Origin of the sequence: Leptospira hartskeerlii (genome assembly GCF_002811475.1) — a bacterium.
GTDB classification, from domain to species: Bacteria; Spirochaetota; Leptospiria; order Leptospirales; family Leptospiraceae; genus Leptospira_B; species Leptospira_B hartskeerlii.
Window position 1 is genome coordinate 94,400 of record NZ_NPDL01000006.1, and the last position, 20,559, is coordinate 114,958.

The 20,559-nt window shown below is 40.9% G+C and carries 21 protein-coding genes; 15 read left to right on the forward strand and 6 right to left on the reverse strand.

The window, feature by feature from the left end; translation table 11 throughout:
• Positions 1 to 4: 4 nt before the first annotated feature.
• From meaB to CH352_RS12345, 12 genes are all read left to right on the forward strand, one after another.
• Complete coding sequence (gene meaB, locus CH352_RS12290; RefSeq protein ID WP_100707500.1) at positions 5 to 1,039, forward strand: methylmalonyl Co-A mutase-associated GTPase MeaB; 1,035 nt, start codon at positions 5 to 7, stop codon at positions 1,037 to 1,039.
• Positions 1,040 to 1,280: 241 nt separating this feature from the next.
• Positions 1,281 to 1,661 (forward strand): LIC20211 family lipoprotein, encoded by a 381-nt coding sequence (locus tag CH352_RS12295; protein ID WP_100707499.1) that lies wholly within the window; start codon positions 1,281 to 1,283, stop codon positions 1,659 to 1,661.
• A gap of 96 nt (positions 1,662 to 1,757) precedes the next feature.
• A complete protein-coding gene (locus CH352_RS12300) occupies positions 1,758 to 2,081 on the forward strand; it encodes a hypothetical protein (protein ID WP_423789715.1) in 324 nt (107 codons plus the stop codon).
• On the forward strand, positions 2,078 to 2,419 hold the full coding sequence (locus CH352_RS12305; RefSeq protein ID WP_100707497.1) for a hypothetical protein: 342 nt from the start codon (positions 2,078 to 2,080) through the stop codon (positions 2,417 to 2,419). The genes CH352_RS12300 and CH352_RS12305 overlap by 4 nt, the downstream gene beginning before the upstream one ends.
• Positions 2,416 to 4,962: a TonB-dependent receptor plug domain-containing protein gene (locus CH352_RS12310; RefSeq protein ID WP_100707496.1), complete on the forward strand. Its 2,547-nt coding sequence runs from the start codon at positions 2,416 to 2,418 to the stop codon at positions 4,960 to 4,962. The genes CH352_RS12305 and CH352_RS12310 overlap by 4 nt, the downstream gene beginning before the upstream one ends.
• Positions 4,962 to 5,459 carry a hypothetical protein gene (locus CH352_RS12315; protein WP_100707495.1) on the forward strand — a complete coding sequence of 166 codons (498 nt, stop codon included), beginning with the start codon at positions 4,962 to 4,964 and terminating at the stop codon, positions 5,457 to 5,459. The genes CH352_RS12310 and CH352_RS12315 overlap by 1 nt, the downstream gene beginning before the upstream one ends.
• 78 nt (positions 5,460 to 5,537) lie before the next feature.
• Positions 5,538 to 6,155: a MotA/TolQ/ExbB proton channel family protein gene (locus tag CH352_RS12320; RefSeq protein ID WP_100707494.1), complete on the forward strand. Its 618-nt coding sequence runs from the start codon at positions 5,538 to 5,540 to the stop codon at positions 6,153 to 6,155.
• Between the two features lie 27 nt (positions 6,156 to 6,182).
• Positions 6,183 to 6,587, forward strand: a complete 405-nt coding sequence (locus CH352_RS12325) for an ExbD/TolR family protein (protein ID WP_008588965.1) — start codon at positions 6,183 to 6,185, stop codon at positions 6,585 to 6,587.
• A 9-nt stretch (positions 6,588 to 6,596) separates the two neighbouring features.
• A complete protein-coding gene (locus CH352_RS12330; protein ID WP_100707493.1) occupies positions 6,597 to 7,253 on the forward strand; it encodes an energy transducer TonB in 657 nt (218 codons plus the stop codon).
• Positions 7,254 to 7,424: 171 nt separating this feature from the next.
• The gene (locus tag CH352_RS12335; protein WP_243396376.1) at positions 7,425 to 7,976 is read left to right on the forward strand and encodes an SCO family protein; all 552 of its coding nucleotides are present in this window, start codon (positions 7,425 to 7,427) and stop codon (positions 7,974 to 7,976) included.
• A 159-nt stretch (positions 7,977 to 8,135) separates the two neighbouring features.
• Positions 8,136 to 8,588: an LIC_20196 family exoprotein gene (locus tag CH352_RS12340; RefSeq protein ID WP_100707590.1), complete on the forward strand. Its 453-nt coding sequence runs from the start codon at positions 8,136 to 8,138 to the stop codon at positions 8,586 to 8,588.
• An 11-nt stretch (positions 8,589 to 8,599) separates the two neighbouring features.
• The gene (locus tag CH352_RS12345) at positions 8,600 to 10,999 is read left to right on the forward strand and encodes a C1 family peptidase (protein ID WP_100707491.1); all 2,400 of its coding nucleotides are present in this window, start codon (positions 8,600 to 8,602) and stop codon (positions 10,997 to 10,999) included.
• A 40-nt stretch (positions 11,000 to 11,039) separates the two neighbouring features.
• Here CH352_RS12345 and CH352_RS12350 read toward each other — a convergent pair whose 3' ends face one another.
• The 6 genes from CH352_RS12350 to CH352_RS12375 form a co-directional block, all read right to left on the reverse strand.
• Complete coding sequence (locus CH352_RS12350) at positions 11,040 to 12,389, reverse strand: EAL domain-containing protein (protein ID WP_100707589.1); 1,350 nt, start codon at positions 12,387 to 12,389, stop codon at positions 11,040 to 11,042.
• Between the two features lie 78 nt (positions 12,390 to 12,467).
• Entirely contained in the window at positions 12,468 to 13,898 is a 1,431-nt protein-coding gene (locus tag CH352_RS12355; RefSeq protein ID WP_100707490.1) for a UTP--glucose-1-phosphate uridylyltransferase, read from the reverse strand.
• Positions 13,886 to 14,293: a hypothetical protein gene (locus CH352_RS12360; RefSeq protein WP_100707489.1), complete on the reverse strand. Its 408-nt coding sequence runs from the start codon at positions 14,291 to 14,293 to the stop codon at positions 13,886 to 13,888. The genes CH352_RS12355 and CH352_RS12360 overlap by 13 nt, the downstream gene beginning before the upstream one ends.
• Positions 14,293 to 14,799 carry a CsgG/HfaB family protein gene (locus tag CH352_RS12365; protein WP_243396373.1) on the reverse strand — a complete coding sequence of 169 codons (507 nt, stop codon included), beginning with the start codon at positions 14,797 to 14,799 and terminating at the stop codon, positions 14,293 to 14,295. Before CH352_RS12365 ends, CH352_RS12360 begins: the two co-directional genes overlap by 1 nt.
• A 52-nt stretch (positions 14,800 to 14,851) precedes the next feature.
• Entirely contained in the window at positions 14,852 to 16,993 is a 2,142-nt protein-coding gene (locus CH352_RS12370; RefSeq protein ID WP_100707488.1) for a 7TM diverse intracellular signaling domain-containing protein, read from the reverse strand.
• A gap of 23 nt (positions 16,994 to 17,016) precedes the next feature.
• Positions 17,017 to 18,213: a TraB/GumN family protein gene (locus tag CH352_RS12375; protein WP_100707487.1), complete on the reverse strand. Its 1,197-nt coding sequence runs from the start codon at positions 18,211 to 18,213 to the stop codon at positions 17,017 to 17,019.
• A 211-nt stretch (positions 18,214 to 18,424) separates the two neighbouring features.
• Between CH352_RS12375 and CH352_RS12380 the strand changes: the two genes are divergently transcribed.
• Genes CH352_RS12380 through CH352_RS12390 form a run of 3 tightly spaced genes read left to right on the forward strand, consistent with a single transcriptional unit; the run spans position 18,425 to position 20,323 of the window.
• The gene (locus tag CH352_RS12380) at positions 18,425 to 18,931 is read left to right on the forward strand and encodes a chemotaxis protein CheD (RefSeq protein WP_100707486.1); all 507 of its coding nucleotides are present in this window, start codon (positions 18,425 to 18,427) and stop codon (positions 18,929 to 18,931) included.
• A 4-nt stretch (positions 18,932 to 18,935) separates the two neighbouring features.
• Positions 18,936 to 19,787, forward strand: a complete 852-nt coding sequence (locus CH352_RS12385; RefSeq protein ID WP_100707485.1) for an HDOD domain-containing protein — start codon at positions 18,936 to 18,938, stop codon at positions 19,785 to 19,787.
• Complete coding sequence (locus tag CH352_RS12390; protein WP_100707484.1) at positions 19,784 to 20,323, forward strand: shikimate kinase; 540 nt, start codon at positions 19,784 to 19,786, stop codon at positions 20,321 to 20,323. The genes CH352_RS12385 and CH352_RS12390 overlap by 4 nt, the downstream gene beginning before the upstream one ends.
• The last annotated feature ends 236 nt before the right edge of the window (positions 20,324 to 20,559 follow it).

Genomic DNA, 20,559 nt, shown 5'->3' on the forward strand with positions numbered 1-20,559 from the left:
CTTCATGCCTCAGACCGAGGGAGAAAAAGAAACCCATATCCGAGGCTCTATTAAAAAGAAGAGACTTCCGGACGCGGAAACTTTCTCCCAAGGGATCCTTTCCGGAGATATAGTTCTATTAAGTAGGGCAATCACTCTTATAGAGAGCACGTTACCTTCTCACCAGGAACTTGCCGAATCTATATTAGAAAAATGTTTACCTCATTCAGGTAAAAGTATCCGAGTAGGTATCACAGGTATTCCGGGAGTCGGCAAAAGTACTTTTATAGAGGCTTTCGGAAATCATCTTCTAAACCAAGGTAGAAAGATTGCAGTTCTTACGATCGACCCAACCTCGCAATTATCCAGAGGATCCATACTCGGAGATAAGACCAGAATGGAAACTCTCTCTCGCAGCGATAAGGCGTTCATCCGCCCTTCTCCTTCGGGCGATTCCTTAGGCGGAGTTGCACGCAAAACTAGAGAGACAATCTTTCTATGCGAGGCAGCCGGATTTGATACAGTACTTGTGGAAACCGTTGGTGTTGGACAATCCGAAACGGCAGTCAACTCGATGGTGGATATCTTCCTTCTTCTATTAATAGCCGGAGCGGGAGACGAATTACAAGGGATCAAACGTGGGATCATGGAAATGGCGGACCTGATCGCGATCACCAAGGCGGACGGCGAAAATCTTGCCAGAGCAAATCGTGCAAAAGCGGAGACAATTTCCGCAGTTCATTTTCTTCCTTCTCATGAATCAGGGATCAAAACAGAAGTTAGAACATGCTCAGCAGTTACCGGAGAAGGTATCTCAGAGATCTGGACTGAAATTTTAAACTTCATACAAGCAATCAAAGACAAAGGTTACTTGGATAAAAAAAGAAAAGAACAGGCCAAACATTGGTTACATGAATCAGTTCAATCCATGTTATTAGATGATTTCTTTTCTAAGTTAGGAGATGATTTCCAGAAGGCAGAAGAACTTGTAACCCAAGGATTGGCAGGTTCTTACCAAACCGCTCGTAGACTTGTAAAACATTATAAACACGAAGACTAACAAACTTAAATATTCAACGAGACCAAAGAATCATGGTTTTGTAATATATTTTCTTTCCTAAACGACGTTTGTCCCGACCACATCTTAGTGATTCCGGTTCCGGATGGAATTTTTTTTCTTGGAAAATATGTCTTTTGGGAGATTGATGGTGGATACTAAAGATTGAACCTCAATCGCGAAACGTCTCTGCTCTAACAAGAAATTGACTTAGACCAGAGTCGGTATTGGAAAAGGAAAAAACATGAAACCTCGTATTTCTGGACTAGTTTTATCTATTCTGTTAGCGACTTCTATCATCTCTTGCGCAACTTCTAGTGCGGGACTTGCAACGAGTACTGTTCCGGTCGCGGATAAAAAGTATAAAGTGATCTCTCCTGTAGAAGGAACTAAATACTGGTTCACCTTTGATATTGCAATTATCGGAATTCCTTTGGGCGAACCTCCAATCGATCAACTGTTAGAGGAATTGAAGAAAGAAAAAGAGGCGGATGCTCTCATCAATGTGCGCTATTGGACTGACAAATCCATCTTTGTATTCTTAACAATGAACCGTCTTCATATCTCTGCAGAAGCGATCAAATTCGAAGAAGAGATCTTCGATCCGAAAAAGAAAGGCCGTTAATTCCAACACAACATGATCCTTCTCCGATCTATCAGTCTGCTTTGTTTTTTATTTTTTACGATATACTCATGCTCGGGAACTTTCAGCCGAACAGATGTGGGAGGCAGAGTAACGAGTACTCAACTTATCGATTCTGCTACGATCATTCGTTCCAAAGATTATATGGAACTAGGAGTTTCGAGCGGAGAAAGTTCCGTTTTCTTTTTGTTTGGACTGATCCCTGTCACCAATCCATTAAATATGGATTATGCACTTAGTGAAGCAGTTCAAAAGATCCCGGGAGGGAAAAGTTTGATCAAGGTTAAATACTGGCAGGAGACTCACCTATTCTTTCCAGTCGGTACAGTAAGTGTTTTGAAAGTCAAAGGCACAGTGATCGGCTCTCCTACTGTAACTCCAAACGAGGCGGGTAAAAAATGAAAACCCGTGTATTTGCATTCAGCTTCTTTTGTATTTTATTAGTAGATTGTGTTCGGGAAGATACCGTTCCTCAGGGAGATGCAAATAGCCAGATCTATGCCGCAGCAGAATATCTTTCTAAAAAATGTGGAGATCCTATCCCGCCACATTTTCCGGTCGCGATTGGAGATGTGCAGAGAAGGAACTTAGATCTTTGTAGCATTGCGATCACCAAAGCGGAATGTCCTTTTAACTCTTATCCTGTAGTTTGTCTTTGGATCTATTATGATAAACCTGCAGGAGAGATCCCTTGGTATTTGAATTTTAAAGATGTATTTGTGGATCCTAAATTGCCATGACGTTAAAAAAAGTTCTGATCAAAATCGCTTTTCTCGCGGCAATCGCTCCATTGGATGTGTTTGCAGAAGTAACCTTTAAAGCCAGGCTATTCTCCAGACAAAAAAACCAAGGAGAAGCTAAGACTCAGGTTTTACTTTTCGAAACTAAAAAAATCTATAGGACAGACGCAGAAGGTTACTTTGACGCTGTAGTACCTTCTCCAGGGATTTATACTTTCCGTATCTTAAAAGTAGAAGATATGCAAGATATCAAAGGTAACGTGGACGCTTCCGGCCAAACGGTTATTCTTTATACGGATGCTGGTTCAGATTCTTCCGTAGCTTCTCCAAAGGCAAAGGTTCCTAAGGGCACAATCACAGTTGCTGCAGAAAGAGATAAACCTATTCTTTCTAGGACTACGATCAAATACGAAGAGATTAAAAGGATGCCGGGAACCTTCGGGGAACCGTTACGCGCATTGGAAACAATTCCGGGTGTGGTCCCTTCTGCGGCATTCGGTGGTGGTGCAAACAACTATGTGATCCGGGGTTCCGATCCGAACTCGAATTTATATTTAGTGGATGATCTTCCTATTTTGTATCCGTTCCACTTCGATGGATTGAGTGCAGTAGTAAACGCAAACCTGATCAAATCAATCGACGTGTATACCGGTGTGTTCCCCGCAAACTTCAATAACGCGCTGGGTGGGGTCATTCATATCGACACAGTGGACAAGGTGGACAAGTCCCAGAAGAACCTGATCATCTCGGCTTGGTCCAGTAGTATCAGTTATATGAGCCCTACTTTCGGCGGAAAAGGTTATCTGATCGCTTCCGCTCGCGTGGGTTACTTGGACAGATTCGTGCAAGGTTTGACATCTGCTTTAGGCGCTGACTTCCCGGAAGGTTTAAGACTTCCTAGATTCGTAGACTCTCAAGTAAAGTTCGTTCATAATTTCAACGAGCATCATCAGGTTTCTTTCCACTCCTTCTATTCAAAAGATGATTTTGCGGCAAATCTTCCGGCAAAATACCAGAACGACCCTGCGAATGATTCAACTGCTGCATTTGCAGGAGCAAGTATTTCTTCAGGACAAGGATTTAGGACTCAAGCGTTACGGTACACTTGGAAACCGATCGATACATTCTCCAATCGTGTAACACTGATCAGTTACGATCCATTCACAGACTTTAACGTTGCATTCGGTTCTATCCAAGGAAAGAATAGAGCGAGCGGTGCATATAACGGCGTGCGTCAGGATGCTTTTTGGGATCCGAATAAATATTTTAGCGCTGAGTTCGGATCAGAATACAGATTATTAAATTATTATTCTACCGGTTCGAGTATTATCCAAACAGATCCGAACAACTTAAGTCCGAATCCATATGATACTCAAAGCCCTGACTTCACTACTATTCCTACGAATATCACTGCAAAGGGAGCCTACTATAACGGTTATCTTACTACCAAGATCCGTTTAGGAAATTTGCATATAGAACCTGGAGCACGTTACGACTATATTCCATACGTAAACAATAGTGCATTCGGCCCGAGAGCGCAGGCATCATATAAGTTCGAAGGTATCGGAAAAGGAACCACCATCTTTGCGGGTGGAGGTAATTTCTTCCGCTTTCCTCTGGATACTAGGTTTAACAAAGACAGCGGGAACCCTCACCTGGATTTTGAAAAAGTATTCAAATACGGTGGAGGGATAGAACAATTATTAGAAGGTGATTACCAGATCAAAGGAGAAATATTCAAACAAGAATATACCGATCTGATCGTGGACGATCCTTATATCACCGATCCTATTGGCACAAATCCCGACCCGTATTCCAGGATCGCGCAACCTTTTATCGTAAACAAAAGACTGAACTACTCCAATAGCGGAACAGGTTGGTCCAGAGGTTATGAATTAGTACTTCGTAAGAATTCCCGTCCTGGAACCAGAAACTGGTTTGGTTGGATAACCTACACTTGGTCCCAAACATTCAGAAATAATAATATATTCACTCCTGATCCGGGCTCCGCGCCTCTGAATGCCCAGGAGACCCAAATCGCCGCCGAGTTTTATAAGAATTCTAAAGAGACATTATACGACTACGATAGGACCCATGTGATCAATATGGTCTTCGGTTGGAGATGGAGCCAAGAGTGGCAGTTCGGTGCAAGATGGTCCTATCTCACCAGCAGGCCGTTTACACCTATCGTGGGGGATGACGGGGGAAGATTTAGTAACCCTGCAAACGGCCAAACCTATTGGGTACCTCAATACGCCAATAATCCGGCCCTTGGAGAATATATCAATAGTCGTAGATTAAAGCCTTATCATCGACTTGACATCCGTTTCGATAGATTTTTCAATTATGAATGGGGGTATATAAATACCTTCCTGGAGATAGTAAACGTATACCTAAGAGAGAACGTGGGCGGAGAAGATTTCGATAATACGAAACCTTATTCCAAAACGAACCCAAGTCCTAGCCCGACATTCGGAACAATTCCGTTGCCGGGTGGTGTGATCATTCCATTCTTCAATATAGGTATCGAGGTGAAGTTCTAATGTACGTCCGTAGTTTGGGAAAATTATCTACACACTGGTTCGGATTATTCTCCGCTCTAGTTATATTCTCATATTGTTCCCAATATTCTCCGGAAGCTTCTAACGAAAGTACATTGGTATTACAATCTCTTTTAAATTATTCCTCAAATCCATCTGCAGCTTGTAAGTCTTCCATGCAAGAAGCGGAAGATTGTTTAAAAACTTCCTCCGACTTGAGCGGAAGCGGAGAAGTCGAAATTTCCGGATTATTCTCCGGAGGAACTGTCAATAGTTACGAAACTTATTGCAGCCAATTATTGGCCCAAGAGCAGATGTCCGGCTTAAATTCCAAAACCCAAGAATGTATTTTTAATTGTAACGAGGCCTATTGGTCGAGGGTCGGATCTGAAAACGATTGTAGCGGAGAAGGTTCCGAATTTATTTCTAACTCCGGAGTGGAAACTCTAGGCTGCGTTAGAAATTGCAAAGAACTTTATTCATCAGAACCAGAACTTTAAGCCCGAAATTTCGGAACAAAAACAGAATGACTGGGATCGTATCAGACAAAAAAACAGAAATTAAGAAGGAACTATAAAATGAGTTTTGAAAATGCTATTGGGTACATGGAAACGGCGATCTTCGTGATCATGGCGATCGCGAGTGTTCTTGCAGTGGCCGTTGTAGTAGAAAGAGCGATCATATTCATTAAAAATACGAAAGATTCCTCCTTCGTATTGCCTGAAATCATCCAAACCGCAAGAAAGGGAGATCTTTCCGGAGCTCCCAAATTTTCAGAAAATTATCCAGAGAATGTTTACGCAAGATTCGCGGACTTCTCCTCCGAACATTCGAAAGGTGGAAAAGAAAGCCTAGGCGAATTAATGGAAGGAAAGATGATCGGAGAAAGAGTCGGCTTCGAGACAAGACTTTCTATCCTAAACACACTCGGGAACAATGCTCCATTTATCGGACTATTAGGAACAGTATTCGGAGTAATCAGCGCATTCTATAAATTAGGAACTTTGGGGAATGCGGCCGGAGAAGTGGTTATGAGAACCATTTCACAAGCTCTACTCGCAACTGCTGTCGGTCTTGCTGTCGCAATTCCTGTGGTAATGGCGAATAACTATTTCACCAGAAAATTGAAAATCATCCAATCCAATCTGGAAATTCTTTCCAAAGAATTTTTAGCAAGCCTGTCTCGGAAAGGTTAAACCGAGGATTTCTAGAAAGGAGAATTTATGGCAGGTCAAAGTTCTTCCGGCGACGGAGAAGAAATCGGCAGTATTAATATTACTCCGATGGTGGACGTTATCTTAGTTCTTTTGGTGATCTTTATGGTTACCGCGAACTTCTTAAAAAAAGAATCCATCAATATCAATCTTCCTAAAGCGGATGCAGTGGATGCGAATCTAGCTAAAACCGTTCAGGTGGCGTTATCTAAAGACGGAAAAATTTTCTTAGAAGGGAATGAAACAGATTTCCCAAGACTCGAAGCTCAATTACAACGAGAAGCCAAAATCCGTCCTAATATGAGGATCACGTTATCCGCTGATTCTTCCCTTCCTTATGGAAAAATAGCTGAGACTATGGGAAAGATCAAAAAGGCTGGCGTGCACCAAATCGCATTATCCGTTAAGAGGTGATCCGGAGAAATGAACCCTACTCTGGAAAAAGTAAAGACTGACGTAATCCAAAAACTCAAAGAACTTTCTCTTTGGGAGATTTGTGTTTACGGATCGCTTGCTTTTCACCTATTCCTGTTCTTAACTTACTACTATATCACTCACAAAGAAAAGGAATTCGTAGATTCCGAACAATTGGAGATGAATGTAGAAGTAGATATCCAAGATATTCCTCCTGAATTGATCGGAGGAGAAACTTCTCCAACTCATAAAGATCCAAACGAATGGGTAGAAGGTTCGAATGAAGAAGGAAAAGATCCAGACCCAAATGAGATCAAAGAGAATGAGATTAGCGGAGAAGGTACCGACAAAGACGGATTCTTATTCGCTTTTTATGGAGACAAGGCCCCTACCCCAATCATCGATTTTTCTTTAAGAGATTATTTTCCTGAGAATGCTCGCGCACAAGGTATCTCCGATGCAATGATCTACTTGGAAGTACAAGTAGACGAGAAGGGAAATCTGATCAATGCAAAGGTGATCAAGTCTTCTATTCGTGGATACGGTTTCGAAGAAGCGGCAGTCAAAGTAATTCGATTGGCTCGTTGGAGTCCCGGTTATGCCAAAGGAAGACCGACTCGTATGAATCATAGAGTGCCTGTCCATTTCGAACTGGACGATAATTGATCCTGACGTTTTAAACAGCCTAAATATTTCCATATTTTACACACCGGAAATATTTTTCTGAATAAGATTCCTTCTATATTCAAGACTAAATTTTAAGAATATAGCTGCGGTTTTATCCTTAGTTTTCGTCCATTGTAACTATAGATGGAATCCGGGGCTTGGAAATTTTTTTTGACCGGCGTAATCACCAGTCTGATTATCGTGTTCTTCTTTTCTCATTCCAATCCGAGAATGATCCAAGCGGAGAAGGATGTTCCTGAAGAAACCTTAATTCTCGCAGAAAAACAAGAGAATGTTTCCTTAAAATCCGTATTCTCAGGCAAACAAAGCTTCTTATACTTTGGATTTTTAGATTCTTCCAAAAACAATTTGGATGAAGTGAAAAAGTTCCTGGATTGGTTTGATAAATCGGCACCAGGAGATTCTCAATTTGTATTCATCAGTTTAACTCCGGAAAAAGACACATACAAAGATCTAAAAGATAAATTCGGCAAACTGAGTGAAAAGATAGTTTTACTTAAACCTGCAAGCTCAAGTGCGGCATTGGAACTTGCTAGAGCGTTCGGGATCCAAGCATATATCCACCCGGAAAGTGGAAATATGAAATACAAGACAGCACTAATTTGGGTAGATGATTCTCCAAGGATCAAAGGGATCTTTCCTGAAATTCCGGAAAAACCGGATTCAATAGATCTGCCTTCCCTCCTCGTCCGAGCAAAATAAGTTCCCTAAAACCCTTTTAAAATACAACTTATAGTAAATTATTTTCCAAAAATTGGAATATTATAGATTCCATTTAGAAAGGAAAATTCTTGAAAAAGGTCCCGGATTAGAAGTAAAGTGGAAAGCCGCGTTAACAAATTGTTTCCGGAGTTATTCCAAATGCAAAAACGTTTCGTATCGATCCTATTCGTACTGATCCTATTATTCTTCTCACCAATTTCCGCATTAACACCGCCACCCAGTCTGGAATCTCAGGTGAATTCCTCTAACTTTATCGCTTTGGCAAAACTTTCCAATGTGAAAGAAAGTAAGATCTCTTCTAACTCGATCTCCGTAACAGCGAGTGTGGAAATACTAAAATCATTAAAGGGCGGGAAGGAACTCCCACAAAAGTTTGATATCGCCTTTTTAATATTCCCTGAACTATTCGGAAAATGGCTTAAGGCAGCTCCTCAAGAAGGAGAATATATACTTTTTTTAATTAAGAAAAAAGTAAAGGACAGCAAAGGTGTTGAATCGGAAGTGATCGGCCTATACGAGCCTCATCCTTACGCATTCAGAGAATACAACAAACAACTAGAAGAAAATATTTTATCTCTAATCAAGAACTAAAGGACGAATAGATGAAACTGAATTTACGTTTATTATCCGCTTTATTACTTTTACTCTCCGCTGGCAGCCTATTCTCCCAAACAACTCCCGGCCTGGGGATGAAACAAGAACCGGCTGAACTTTTGGCTTCTTTGAAAGAAGCAAACCCAAATCGGATCTCGCATAGGGGACTTTCTTCTTCTGTGGATCTGTCCCAGTACATGCCTCCTGTGGGAGATCAAGGACAACAGAGTTCTTGTGTAGCCTGGTCTACCGCTTATGCTACCAAGTCTTTTCAGGAATATATGGAAAGAAAAGACAGAGGTTGGAAATTAAGCGACTCTTCCGGAAGTCCAAACTATTCCAATATCTTCTCGCCTGCATTCATCTATAACCAGATCAATGGAGGAAGGGACAATGGTTCTTTAATCTCTGATGCAATGCGTATAGTCGTAGAAAAAGGAGCGGCTCCTTGGTCTTCTATGCCTTATAATGAAAGAGATTATCTGGCTCGCCCTCCCCAAGATGCTTTTAATACTGCTTCTTCTTATAAAGCAAAAGAGTTTTTAAGGATCAGGCAAACGGATCCAAACGAACTAAAAAATCAACTTGCTCTCGGAAGACCAGTCGTTGCCGGAATTATAGTTTACGAAAACTTTATGAACTTAAAAGGAAAAGAAGTTTATAAAGAAGGAGTCGGAAAAACCTACGGAGGACACGCAATTGCAATCGTAGGTTACGACGATTCCAAAGGTGCATTCAAGTTTATCAACTCTTGGTCTACTCAATGGGGAGATAATGGTTACGGTTATATTGATTACAGATGGTTCACCAAGGTTTGCCAATCCGCTTTCGTTCTTGTGGACGATGTTGCTCCTACAACTACCACGAATACAACCACTACTACACCTGCTACAGATGTAAAACCGGTTCCTCCTGAAAAAGTAAAACCAACCCCTCCGAAAGAAATTGCTGCTACCCAAGGTTCTTATTCTGATAAGGTTATTCTAACTTGGGCATCCGTTCCAGTCGCGATCGGATACGAGATCCACAGAAAGGGTCCGGGAGATTCTTCTTTTTCTAAGGTTGGGCTTTCTCAGACGAATGGATTTACAGACGACGGCATCCAAAAGGATATCGCTTACTCTTATAAAGTTGCGACTCTAACTGACACTGATTCTTCCGATCTATCCGATGGAGAGGCAATCGGTTATGCAAAAACGGAAGAAGCAAAGGCTCCTCCTAAAGTTGTGGGAGTCAAAGCAAGCCAAGGTCAATATCCGAACAAAATTGATCTAGCTTGGGAGCCAATTAGCGGCGTTTCCGATTACTACGTTTATAAGTGGAACTCCAACCAGAAAAAATATCTCTCTGTTGGAAGAGTTAAGAATGCGAACTACACTGATAACGCTGCTGCTAAGAACGGAGTAACCGAGTTCTATGTAATCGCTGCCATTAGCAACGGTAAAACGGGAGACGCTTCCGACGCAGCTTCCGGATTTACGATGAAGTCAGAGGCGAAACCTCCGAAACCTTTTGGGCTTACCGCTACAAAAGGATTATATAATAGTAAAATAGAAGTGCAATGGCAGAAAGTTTCAGGCGCATCTAAATATCTGGTCTATCGTTATGATGTGAGCGGATTATTCGGAGGAGGCGCTTGGTCCAAGGTTGGAGAAGAAGCAAAGGAGGCATTCATTGACGAAAAGCTGAATGGCCAGTATGCATTCTATGCTGTTGCAGCGGTGAATAAGGACGGACAATCCGGGCCATTCTCCGATTACGCTTACGGATACATAGATCCAAACAAACATAGAGCTGCAAAACTTCCAACCCCTACGAATCTCAAAGGTGCGCTCGATCCGAAAACGGGGAAAATTTCCTTAAAATGGGACTCTGTAAAAGGAGCCAACGAATACTATGTGTATCGTAAAAAAAGAGGAGCTTCTTCTTGGGATTTTGTTTCAGGAACCAATGAAAAGACTACGAACTTTACTGCAGATATTCCTGAAAAAGAGATTTTGTATCTATATTCGGTAACTTCTAAAACAGATTTGGGAGGAGAAAGTGATAAGGGCACTCCAGTCTCCGCGGTTCTTTCCCAAGCAAAACCTGCAAAGGTAATGCGTTCCTTCGGTGGAGATTCTAGTTTAGAAAAATTTAAAGGACCTTGGACTGCTATGTCTTGGGACGGTTCCAAGGGCGTGAACCAAGTTCTCCTCGAAATCGAAAGCCAGGATAATGTGAACTACGTCGTGAAGTTCAATAAGCAGAAAATTTTCGAAGGAAGATACGTGGAGAATAGCCCGATCATCGACAAAGAAGGTAAGTTCCGAATTGAGATCGAGAACGCTGGAGATGCTCTACAGGTAACTTTGAAAGACAATGGGATTATCAACCAGAAGGCGACTTTGAACTTCTTGAAAGAGTAAAGAAGATTGTGATGCGTGTAGGAACTCCTACACGCCGACTTTAAAACAGATCTACTTCTTTAGCTAGAACGAAAATATTGCCGACTTCTTTCAGTCTTTGAGTCAGTTCGGGAGAACTTAACACCTTAGTGACCGCAGTTTCCGGAAGTTTTTGCATTTCTTTAAAACGTTCCTGATAATCTTGGATCCAGATCTTTCTACAGAATAGATTGGCTTGGAAATAATACACTTGGTGGGTAATTAAAAAGTTCAAGGAATCAATATCTTCCAATGCTTCCGCAGTGATGATCGCTTCCCTGTTATCTGAAAGTCTTCTGCAATAATCTATAAATGCAAGGTTATCCAAAAATTTAGTTAAGTCTTGGTCTGCTTTGAATTTGAAACTGATAGGATCCAATTTAAATTCTTTGATCATCTCTCCTAGATCCAAAACGACTTGGTGACTTTGGCTCTTTACTCCGAAGTCATCCGCAGCAAAACTGATCCCGAAATTCCAGAATCTTCTACAAACGGATTTGAGAGTCGCCTCTCCTTCTTCATAAGGTTTTTCGATCAATTCCATACGAACGTTTTGAGGATTCAGGTTTTGTTTCAGAAGTAATTCATGAAAACGTGTGACCTTCTCGTCCGTATCGAATGTATCTATTAGAGTCTGAGGAGAAATATTAAATTTCAGAAGTCCAGGCGAACCATTGCAAGACATGATCAACTTCTCTAGGATCAGAAGTTCTATTCTATTCAGATCTTGGTCATGAGGAATGTCTCGGATTAGATCGGCGTAGCCTGCGTATGCCTCCCCACCTACGAAAACTTCCCCACCTTTCATGGAGAATGTATGGTCCCTATGATTGTAATGAATGATCGGTTGGATGACCGCATCTGCACGTTCGCTCGCGAAGTAATCGTTTACACGATTCAGATAAGTCCAACTCCAACGAACTAGATTGTCCTTCAGGTTTTTTAAAGAAGAAGTTTCCAGCTCTCTGAAGATCTCTTCTACATAGGAAATAAAATTACACTGAGTCCTTCCAATTCCGAAATCGAAATTAAAAGTTCCGGTACGAATTACTTGATCGTGAAATCTTCCCATCGCAGCATCAAAATTAGCAAGACTGATTGGTCCTGTACTATCTAGAGGAGCCACGCCGATCAGAAGATTCTTTTTATCACCGTAGGCATAATAACGAAATAATTCACGATGAGAAGGTTCTATGTCCGAGATCCTTTGAGGGATCAATTGTATGAATTCTACTAGAGAAACTGTGGAAATATTTTGAAATCTAAGGAGGAAGATTGGCTTTCCTCGATTTTCATTGATGAATACTGTCTTAAACTGTTCCAGATCCCCCATATCGAAGGATCTTAATTTTAAGTTATAAGCATCGGTCATTTCGTTTGCGACATTAATCGGCATAGGGTGGACTTACTACTCGCAAGCCCGTGGACTGGATTTTAAACGACTGTTGTTTTATGTAAAGCGGAAACGTAAACTATCGTTCGAGATTCGGTCCACACCTAATTCGGACAATTTTCTTTGTCCTGGTCCGGGATTTACTAATATAACATCTCCTTCTAGAATTACTTTCTTATCAAACAAAATATCTCCTTCTACTTTCAAGGAGGTGCAGCGCACTAAAGAAGGAATAGCTTTTATGCGATCGGAAAAATCTCTTACTTTTTTATAATAAGTTTCATCTAAGGAAACAACTAACTCTCCGAGACCTGCCTTCTTTCTTTCTTCCGACATAGTCACAGAGAAATCTGGATTCAGAGAATACGCGTCAGAACGTCGGACTAGATAATCTTCACATTTTTTTACCGGAGCAAAACGATCTCTTGGAATGATGAGACCTTTTGTGTTGGAGAAGTTTTGGATGGCCGATCCCATTGCAGTCTCTAACTGTAGGACTTCCCTCCCTTCTACCTTTTTCGGGTTCACGATCAAAGATAGTTTGAATGAGCCCGCGAGTAATTTTTCTTTTAAGACATCCAATCTTATCCAAAGATTATTAGTGGAGAATGTTCTAAATTTACCCAAACCTTCAAACTCATGCATATGATCAGAAGGCACCTGAGCAGTTTCTAATAACTGTAAGTTTTTCTTTTCTCCGCCGACTACCCTTCTGAAAATCGCTCCACCTTTTTTGTCAGCGAGAGTTTTAGGAGTCATCTCCATGCAGAAGTCCAGATTTTCTTTCAGAATATATTCTAATATTCCTGGATGAACCGTCGCACCTAAATTATCTCCGTTAGAAACGAACGCTACCTTATATCCATTTTCTAAAAGTCGATCGAGGAGTCCTGTTTCCAATAGAGTAAACCAGATATCTCCGTGGCCCGGGGGACACCATTCTTCCGAATTACCTTTGGAGATTTCCAAAGGTTTCAACTCAGGAACGACTAACCTCGGCACTTTATGTTGTAAGAAACTTGTAGGATAATTTTGAGAGAATTTGATCTTCTTAAGTTCTTCCTGGCTTTCTTCCTGGGTGCTGAAACTATCCATCAGGATCAAAGGAACTTCCAAATTATATTTTTGTCGGATGTATTCGATTTGCCTGCAAACCACTTCTAAGAAGCTCATTCCATCCTTGATCTCTATTAAGGATTTTGGTCCGGAAAGCCCCATGCTGGTCCCAAGACCTCCGTTCAATTTGATCACGACTAATTCTTTTAAGAATTTAGGATCACCTGAATATTCTGATTCGATTTTTTCTAAGGAGATCTCGTCTTTATTCGGGTCCAGGTCCCCAACTTCTTCCCATTTTACGATCCCCGTTTCACCGTTGCGGACTTCTTGGATCTTGGAAATAAAATCGGATACGAACTCTTGAGAGAGTCCTTCGCTCAACATTTTTTCTCTGACTAATTTTTCAGATTCAGCAATCATCGAATCCATCTGATAATTCCTTTCGCATCGTACATTTCATCGAACTCGCCCAATTCAATCGCATATTTTTCGTCTTTGGAAGAAGGGTCATAGATCAGTTTTAGTTTTACTTCTCTTCCGCTATCGTCTTTTTTTACAGGCTTCTCATTCTGCTCCACATATAGGGGAAGGAATACGGAATAAGAATAGATATACACCGATTTTTTGGAGTTTTTCCTATAATACAAAACGCCTTTTTCTGCAAGATCTCTTTTTAGGATTTTTGTATAAGGTACCGGAAAAGTTTTATTCCAAGTGGCAAGAAGTGTCTTGTCCATCTCGGAATGTTTAGGCACCTCCGAATACAAATTCGTTACGGAAAAAAGAAAAATGCCCAATACCAAGAAACGAAAGATAGCCTTCATTATTTAACGGATTCCTTATATTTGGAATAGGTCTCGTTATCCGAATCAAATACTATATCCGCAGTAGCGCAGACCACCCCGCCCAATGAAACAATCCTGATATTTAATAAAAATTCCTGGTCTTGGAAAACAAGTTGGCCTAAGGCCAGATATTCCGCTCCGGATAGCTTCCCGATGGAGACGATCTGATCATTCAACACAAGCCCGCTTGCTTGAAAATCCTGTTCTCCTATGACACGATTCAATCTATCTCTTTCCAATAATTGAAAGGTTTTAGGATCGAATAATTCTTTTCCGAGACGATCAGTGACTATTCTTCCTAATTGAGAATTACTTCCGTCTTCGTTAACTATATTTAAAATCGCAAGTCTTGCTGGAAGTTTTCCGCCTTGTGCTTTGAGAGAAGACAAAAATTGATATCTAAGCTCGGAGGCAATACTTGCCACTCCTGCATTCGGGTCCTTTGCCTTCTTCTTAACATCTCCGGAAGAAATGCATGAACACAATAATATTATAACCGTCAATAGGAAGATCCGTATTTTCATTTTACAGCCTATATTAAAAATATTTAACTAATGTTACTTGGTTTCCGGTGCTATTAAATTTCACCAGATCGAATGTTGCTAAAGTAAGTGTAAGCCCTCGGCCATGAGTGATCCCTTCCGCATTCAGCTTTTCCATGCTGCTTTTTTGAAGCCTAGCATGATTGAATCCTTTTCCTTCGTCTGTGATCCTTATGCCGATCCTATCTCTCGAAAGTGAATATTCTACTTTTACTTTTTTGGATTTATAATAAGGGTCCTTTTGTCTTTCCTGCACAAATCTGAAATAGCTTCCTTCTGACATTGCCCTAGTTTTTTCTTCAAAGCTAATATTAAGATTCCCATGCTCTATCGCGTTGATGATCATTTCTCGAAGGCAATTTCTCATCGCGGTGATCGTGCTCGGATCAACAAATCTGTATAAGTTTGCAGTCATTCTTTGGCTAAGAAGTTCCGCATTCTGTAGATAATTATTCGCAGAGTAGACAGTCTTCTCATCGTCTACGTATCTGGACATCAAGTCTTGGTCAGGTTCGTAAGCTCTTCCTAAAATTTCTCTCTGGCCTTCATATTCCAAGATCTGGAATTGCACCTGCAACTCTTTAGGTTCCCTTAAATATTTTTGTAGGAATTCCCCAATGAATCGGACTGGTTTCCCTTCGGAAGCAAGTTCTTCTAATTTTTCTAATACGTATAATTTTTTATACGCGTCTTGTAGTTCTCCAGCTTTGTAAATCAGCTCCATAAAGTTTTTGCCGATCACTTCATTCGGTTTGAACCCTATATGTTTGGATACGGATCTATTTGCTGCGAGAATGTTCCAGTTTTGGTCCAAGGAGAATAAAAAGTCTTCTTCTACTTCGAATAAACTTCTGTACTTTGCTTCCGATTCTTCTGCGTAGTTTCGGATATTTCCCAGTTCTTCTACTTTTGTCCTAAGCTGATCCGATAGTCTCTTGATCCTATCCGCGAGTCCCAAGGATAGAAGACTCACTTCCATCACGGAGCCAACCTGTATTCCCCAAAGTGTGAAAAAATTATTCGGAAGTATCCCGAATGATTTTAATCCGAATAGAAAGCTGAAGAATAGAAAAGAAGACCAAGCGAATAAGAAGTATTTCGCTTCCCTTCTTCCAGCGAGCAAACATTGTATTCCGTTGGAGATCAAAAATCCTAAAGTAAAGAACATTAGGACAAGGCTACTCATGATAGCTGTTCTATATTCCCAAATGAATAATGTAGAGATCATTCCGCCAAAACTAAGCGCAAAAAGTAAATAATACAATTTGGAAGTTTTAGGGGTGTATTCAGGTGCATTCAGAAAGGATCTGCTAAATGCGCCCGCAGCTAAAAGAACTGTAAAGATCGAAAGCGGTAGGCTATAATTTGCCCATAAAACGGAACTTCTCCACAAATACTGGAAGGAAAGTCCGTTCAATGTGAACTGAAAAAGTATATAAGTCAATATATAAATAACGTAATATAGATAACTCTTATCCTTGGTGGAAAACAATAGAAATAGATTGTAAACCACCATGATCAGCATAGAACCGTAATACAACCCGAGTGCAAGTTGCTCTGTGGAAGTATGTTCTATGAATTCGTTTTTGGAAAATGCGAGAAACGGTAATAAAATAGAGCTGGAGCTAGCAATCCTAAAATAGATCTCCCTTTGGGAACCTGGCTCATCCGAAAATGGATATGCAAAATTTCTATGTTCGATTGGACGCGTGCCGAATTCTCTTAGATCACCTGAATGATTGATTGCGGAATCGGATGTTCTTCCAACATATAGATCCACAAAATCCAAAAGAGCATAATCTATCTCTAAGATCCAATCTACAATATTATTAGTTTGATTTTCGGTGCGAAGACGTACCCAGATCGCAGATTTAGAATATCCTAAACTGTTTTGGAAGATCTTTTCGGATCCACCTTGATCAAAAATTTTTAATATTTCTTTAAAAGATTTTTTTCCGGTCTGGTCTTGGTAAACGGAAAGATAAGGAAGAAGAGAAGTGCCATCCATCTTCTCTTCCAAGAAGAAGCGGTCCTTTTTTTCATAGACCGGACCTTCTGCCCAAATTGAAAAAGAGAAGAAAATCAGCAAAAGGAAACTAGAGAAGATAATAGATCGAGTCTTGATTTCCTTTCGCATGGGCTACAAATCGTATGTAAATTTTAGAAAAAAGCGCCTACAAATTTTATGATTTTATCAAAAATCTGTTTAGACACGATGAAGGTTCCGATACTGCTTCCGATCTGAGGGAGCATAAATACTAAGAAGATACGAGTTACTTTATTCTTCCAATATCCGCTGAAAGTTTCAGTATCTTCTCCTAATCTTTCAAAATCTTCCACCAAAGGTTTTCTAAACCAGGATTCGGATAACGCTGCTACCCAACCAGGCTTGATGATTGGATTGAAGTTCCCGATGGGAGCTGCGATAAATGCAAGAAGAATGGAAACTGGATGTGCAAGAGCGATGATCGCGCCGATTGCAGCAAGTGTTCCTTTGACCAAAATCCATCTGATCAAAAATTCTTGGCCTTCTTCTTTTCCTCCGAACCAATATAAAGCGGTGAATGAGGAAATAATAATTGCAGGAAATAATAAAGGACGAACTCGGTCCCAGAAACCTTTAACAGGTTGGATATCCAGATGATCGATGTCTTTGTCTTCTACGATATGTTTTACGATACCTTCCAAATGCCCAGCGCCGACTACTGCGAAAATTTTCTTACCGACCGCGGCTTGTTGTCTGATCCTTTGTGCTAGGTATGCATCCCTTTCATCTATGATCACATTTTTGACCGACTGGTATCTGGAAGGAAGCTGAGAAAATAGATCCTTGAGAACATCGTCAGATTTCATCTCTTCTATTTTTTCAGGAGAGACTTCTTCCTTAACGATGAGTGAACTTACCAAGGTGGAGAATAACATCATTCTGCTCCAGAATCCTACGTTCCACCATGCTCTTTTGAGTGTGATGGAAATTTCTCGGTCTACTGGAACGATCTTAGCGTGGATCTTATTTCCTTCTTCGATCGCTTTTCTCATTTCGTCACCGGGACGAATATTTCCGTAACCTAATTTTTTCTGGAAAGAAGAAAGGATCAGACTGGAAAGAAGGAGCCACATCTTTCTTTCCTTGAACACTTTGAAAATATCTAATTTTTTCCAATGATCCGTATCCTGAACGGATCTCATTCTGGAAGCGCAGAGTTCCACACAGACCGTGTCCGGTTTTTCTTCTTGGATAATTCTGGAAACTTCATCTATACTTTTTTGGCTGATATGAGCCGTTCCCAAAATTGTGATCTGGGAACCGTTTAATTCCAAGGTACGGATCGGTTCTGAAGAGGCGATTGTTTGCAAGAGGGTCGATTTCCTTTCTTTACATACAGTTTCCTTTACGCTGGATGATATGAAACTCTATTTTTCCAAAAAGAGTGGGAATTCCCACGGGAATTTTAGAAGGTTAAATCGTCACATAATTCGATTCCGGCCCGGTCAATTTTCCGGGAAAAAAGATTTGAAGGAACTTGGATGATCCTAAAATACTACCCGGTTATTACTGACAGAAAGTATGCTCAATAAAGACGTAAAAATCATAAACGTCGGGATCGCGGATATCCAAGGAGGCCAGTCGCCTTCCATGATCCGCACCACATTAGGTTCCTGTATCGGGGTCGTTTTTTATTCTCCGGATAAGAAGGTAGGAGCTATGGCCCATATCATGCTGGCCAAAGACCCTTCCGGAAAAGATTCCTCCAAAAACCCTCATAAATACGCAGAGACTGCTCTTCCTGAATTGGTAAAAAGAATGACGGAGTTAGGCTGTAATAAGGGAGAATATTTCGCTCGTCTATTCGGAGGAGCTTCCATGTTCAAGGGAATGAACTCAAGTTTCCTGCAGAACATTGGCGACTTGAACGTAAGTGTTGCAAAAGAATTTTTAGATAAAGAAAAAATAACGTTACTCGTAGAGGACGTCGGGGGCCATGAAGGCAGAACGATTAGTCTCTATTTGGATGATGGCAGGATCCTTTTAAAGAAAGGCGGATTCGAGAAGTACCTTTATAAGGTCAGGTAACGGAATGAAAGAAAAGATAGATCAACTTTTTGAAAACGAAGCCCAGCTTCCTAAAATCTCCTCCGTAGTAAGTAAAGTAATGGAGATGGTAGGAAAACCGGATGTTGTAATCGCAGACCTAGCAAAGGAAATTTCCAAGGATCCGGGACTTACTGCTGCGGTGATAAAACTTTCTAACTCTGCATATTTTCGTCCCGCTAAACCTGTAAAAACAGTGCAAGAGTCCTTGATGACTCTTGGGATCAAAACAGTAAAAGATATTATTCTACTAAACGAGACCAAAGGTATTCTTAAAAAAGAACTGAAAGGTTATCAGGTAGATGGAGAATCAAACTGGATGCATTCCTTGATCGTGGCGGAACTCGCTAAAAGGATTGCAGTCCAGAAAAAACTTAAAGTGGATAAGGACGTAGTATTTACTGCCGGGCTTCTTCATAATATTGGAAAAGTGATCCTCGCCGATTTTTTCCCTACAGTACTTATGCAATTCAGAGCCGAATTACAAACCTACGAAGGACCTTATACGGACCTGGAAGCAAAGTATTTCGGATATACGCACCAGGAAGCAGGAGCAAAACTTTTAGCTAAATGGAATTTCCCCGAAGAATTAATAGAAGTAGCCAGATATTATACTGAACCTGAAAAGGCCACCCAGTTTCCTGAACTAGTTTCCATCATACATATCGCGAATTGTATCGTGCTCTTAGGTGGAATGGGAATTGACATAGGCGGTTTGAAAATTCCACTCTCTTCTAAAGCCTTACAAAACGTAGGTGTGACAGAGGGAGATCTGCAAATGTACTACACACTTTTACCGGAGATGGTGAAGCATATCGAAGAGTTGATCTCGGTTTGAAAAACATCGCCTTGATCGGCCCAAGAGGTGTCGGAAAATCTAAAATCTCCCGTAAACTTTCCAAACTCACAGGCAAACCGGTAATCTCCACTGACATGATAGCTGTCTACCTGACAGGTGGAGTGTCTATTCCAGACTTCGTAAAATCACATTCAGGAAATTGGAAACCATTCCGTGACCTAGAATTCCAAATCCTAAAACAAATCTCAGGCTCTAAAAATCTGATCTTAGATTGCGGTGGTGGGATCTTATTCGACCAAGACGAATCAGGTAAGGAGATTGTAAGTGAAAGAAAGGTGGATATCTTGAAAGAAACCGCATTTGTGATCTCTCTCTCCAGAAAATCCGAATACTTGGTAGAGAAAATCCAAAATGATCCTACTCGCCCTCCTTTGAGTAGCGTCCTTTCTTATAAAACAATTCTAGAATCCAGACTACCTCAGTATCGGGCTCATTCAGATATCCAGATTGCCTTAGATGACCGCAGTACGGAAGAAGTTTGCGAGGAAATCCTACGCAGATCCGGCTGGGCCTAATACAAATAGGGCGTTCTGCCCTTTCCTTAAACGTCGAACTTTATAAGATATTACAAAAATCATAAGGGCCTGTCCCCAAAAGAGCCCAGGCTCTTGAAGCCCGGAGCTGGGTATTGACCGATAACCTAGGTTTTGAACCGGACTATAAATATCTTTACGACTTTCTAATGGAATTAGAATCTTCGTTATAACCGGTTGAGAAAAAATCATTCTTGAAAGTCCAAATCAGATATTGG

What these genes read in the sequence shown, in the direction of transcription:
- meaB (WP_100707500.1), top strand. Translation starts at nt 5, where the DNA reads ATGCCTCAGACCGAGGGAGAAAAAGAAACCCATATCCGAGGCTCTATT.
- CH352_RS12295 (WP_100707499.1), top strand. Translation starts at nt 1,281, where the DNA reads ATGAAACCTCGTATTTCTGGACTAGTTTTATCTATTCTGTTAGCGACT.
- CH352_RS12305 (WP_100707497.1), top strand. Translation starts at nt 2,078, where the DNA reads ATGAAAACCCGTGTATTTGCATTCAGCTTCTTTTGTATTTTATTAGTA.
- CH352_RS12310 (WP_100707496.1), top strand. Translation starts at nt 2,416, where the DNA reads ATGACGTTAAAAAAAGTTCTGATCAAAATCGCTTTTCTCGCGGCAATC.
- CH352_RS12315 (WP_100707495.1), top strand. Translation starts at nt 4,962, where the DNA reads ATGTACGTCCGTAGTTTGGGAAAATTATCTACACACTGGTTCGGATTA.
- CH352_RS12320 (WP_100707494.1), top strand. Translation starts at nt 5,538, where the DNA reads ATGAGTTTTGAAAATGCTATTGGGTACATGGAAACGGCGATCTTCGTG.
- CH352_RS12325 (WP_008588965.1), top strand. Translation starts at nt 6,183, where the DNA reads ATGGCAGGTCAAAGTTCTTCCGGCGACGGAGAAGAAATCGGCAGTATT.
- CH352_RS12330 (WP_100707493.1), top strand. Translation starts at nt 6,597, where the DNA reads ATGAACCCTACTCTGGAAAAAGTAAAGACTGACGTAATCCAAAAACTC.
- CH352_RS12340 (WP_100707590.1), top strand. Translation starts at nt 8,136, where the DNA reads ATGCAAAAACGTTTCGTATCGATCCTATTCGTACTGATCCTATTATTC.
- CH352_RS12345 (WP_100707491.1), top strand. Translation starts at nt 8,600, where the DNA reads ATGAAACTGAATTTACGTTTATTATCCGCTTTATTACTTTTACTCTCC.
- CH352_RS12350 (WP_100707589.1), bottom strand. Translation starts at nt 12,389, where the DNA reads ATGACCGATGCTTATAACTTAAAATTAAGATCCTTCGATATGGGGGAT.
- CH352_RS12355 (WP_100707490.1), bottom strand. Translation starts at nt 13,898, where the DNA reads ATGGATTCGATGATTGCTGAATCTGAAAAATTAGTCAGAGAAAAAATG.
- CH352_RS12360 (WP_100707489.1), bottom strand. Translation starts at nt 14,293, where the DNA reads ATGAAGGCTATCTTTCGTTTCTTGGTATTGGGCATTTTTCTTTTTTCC.
- CH352_RS12370 (WP_100707488.1), bottom strand. Translation starts at nt 16,993, where the DNA reads ATGCGAAAGGAAATCAAGACTCGATCTATTATCTTCTCTAGTTTCCTT.
- CH352_RS12380 (WP_100707486.1), top strand. Translation starts at nt 18,425, where the DNA reads ATGCTCAATAAAGACGTAAAAATCATAAACGTCGGGATCGCGGATATC.
- CH352_RS12385 (WP_100707485.1), top strand. Translation starts at nt 18,936, where the DNA reads ATGAAAGAAAAGATAGATCAACTTTTTGAAAACGAAGCCCAGCTTCCT.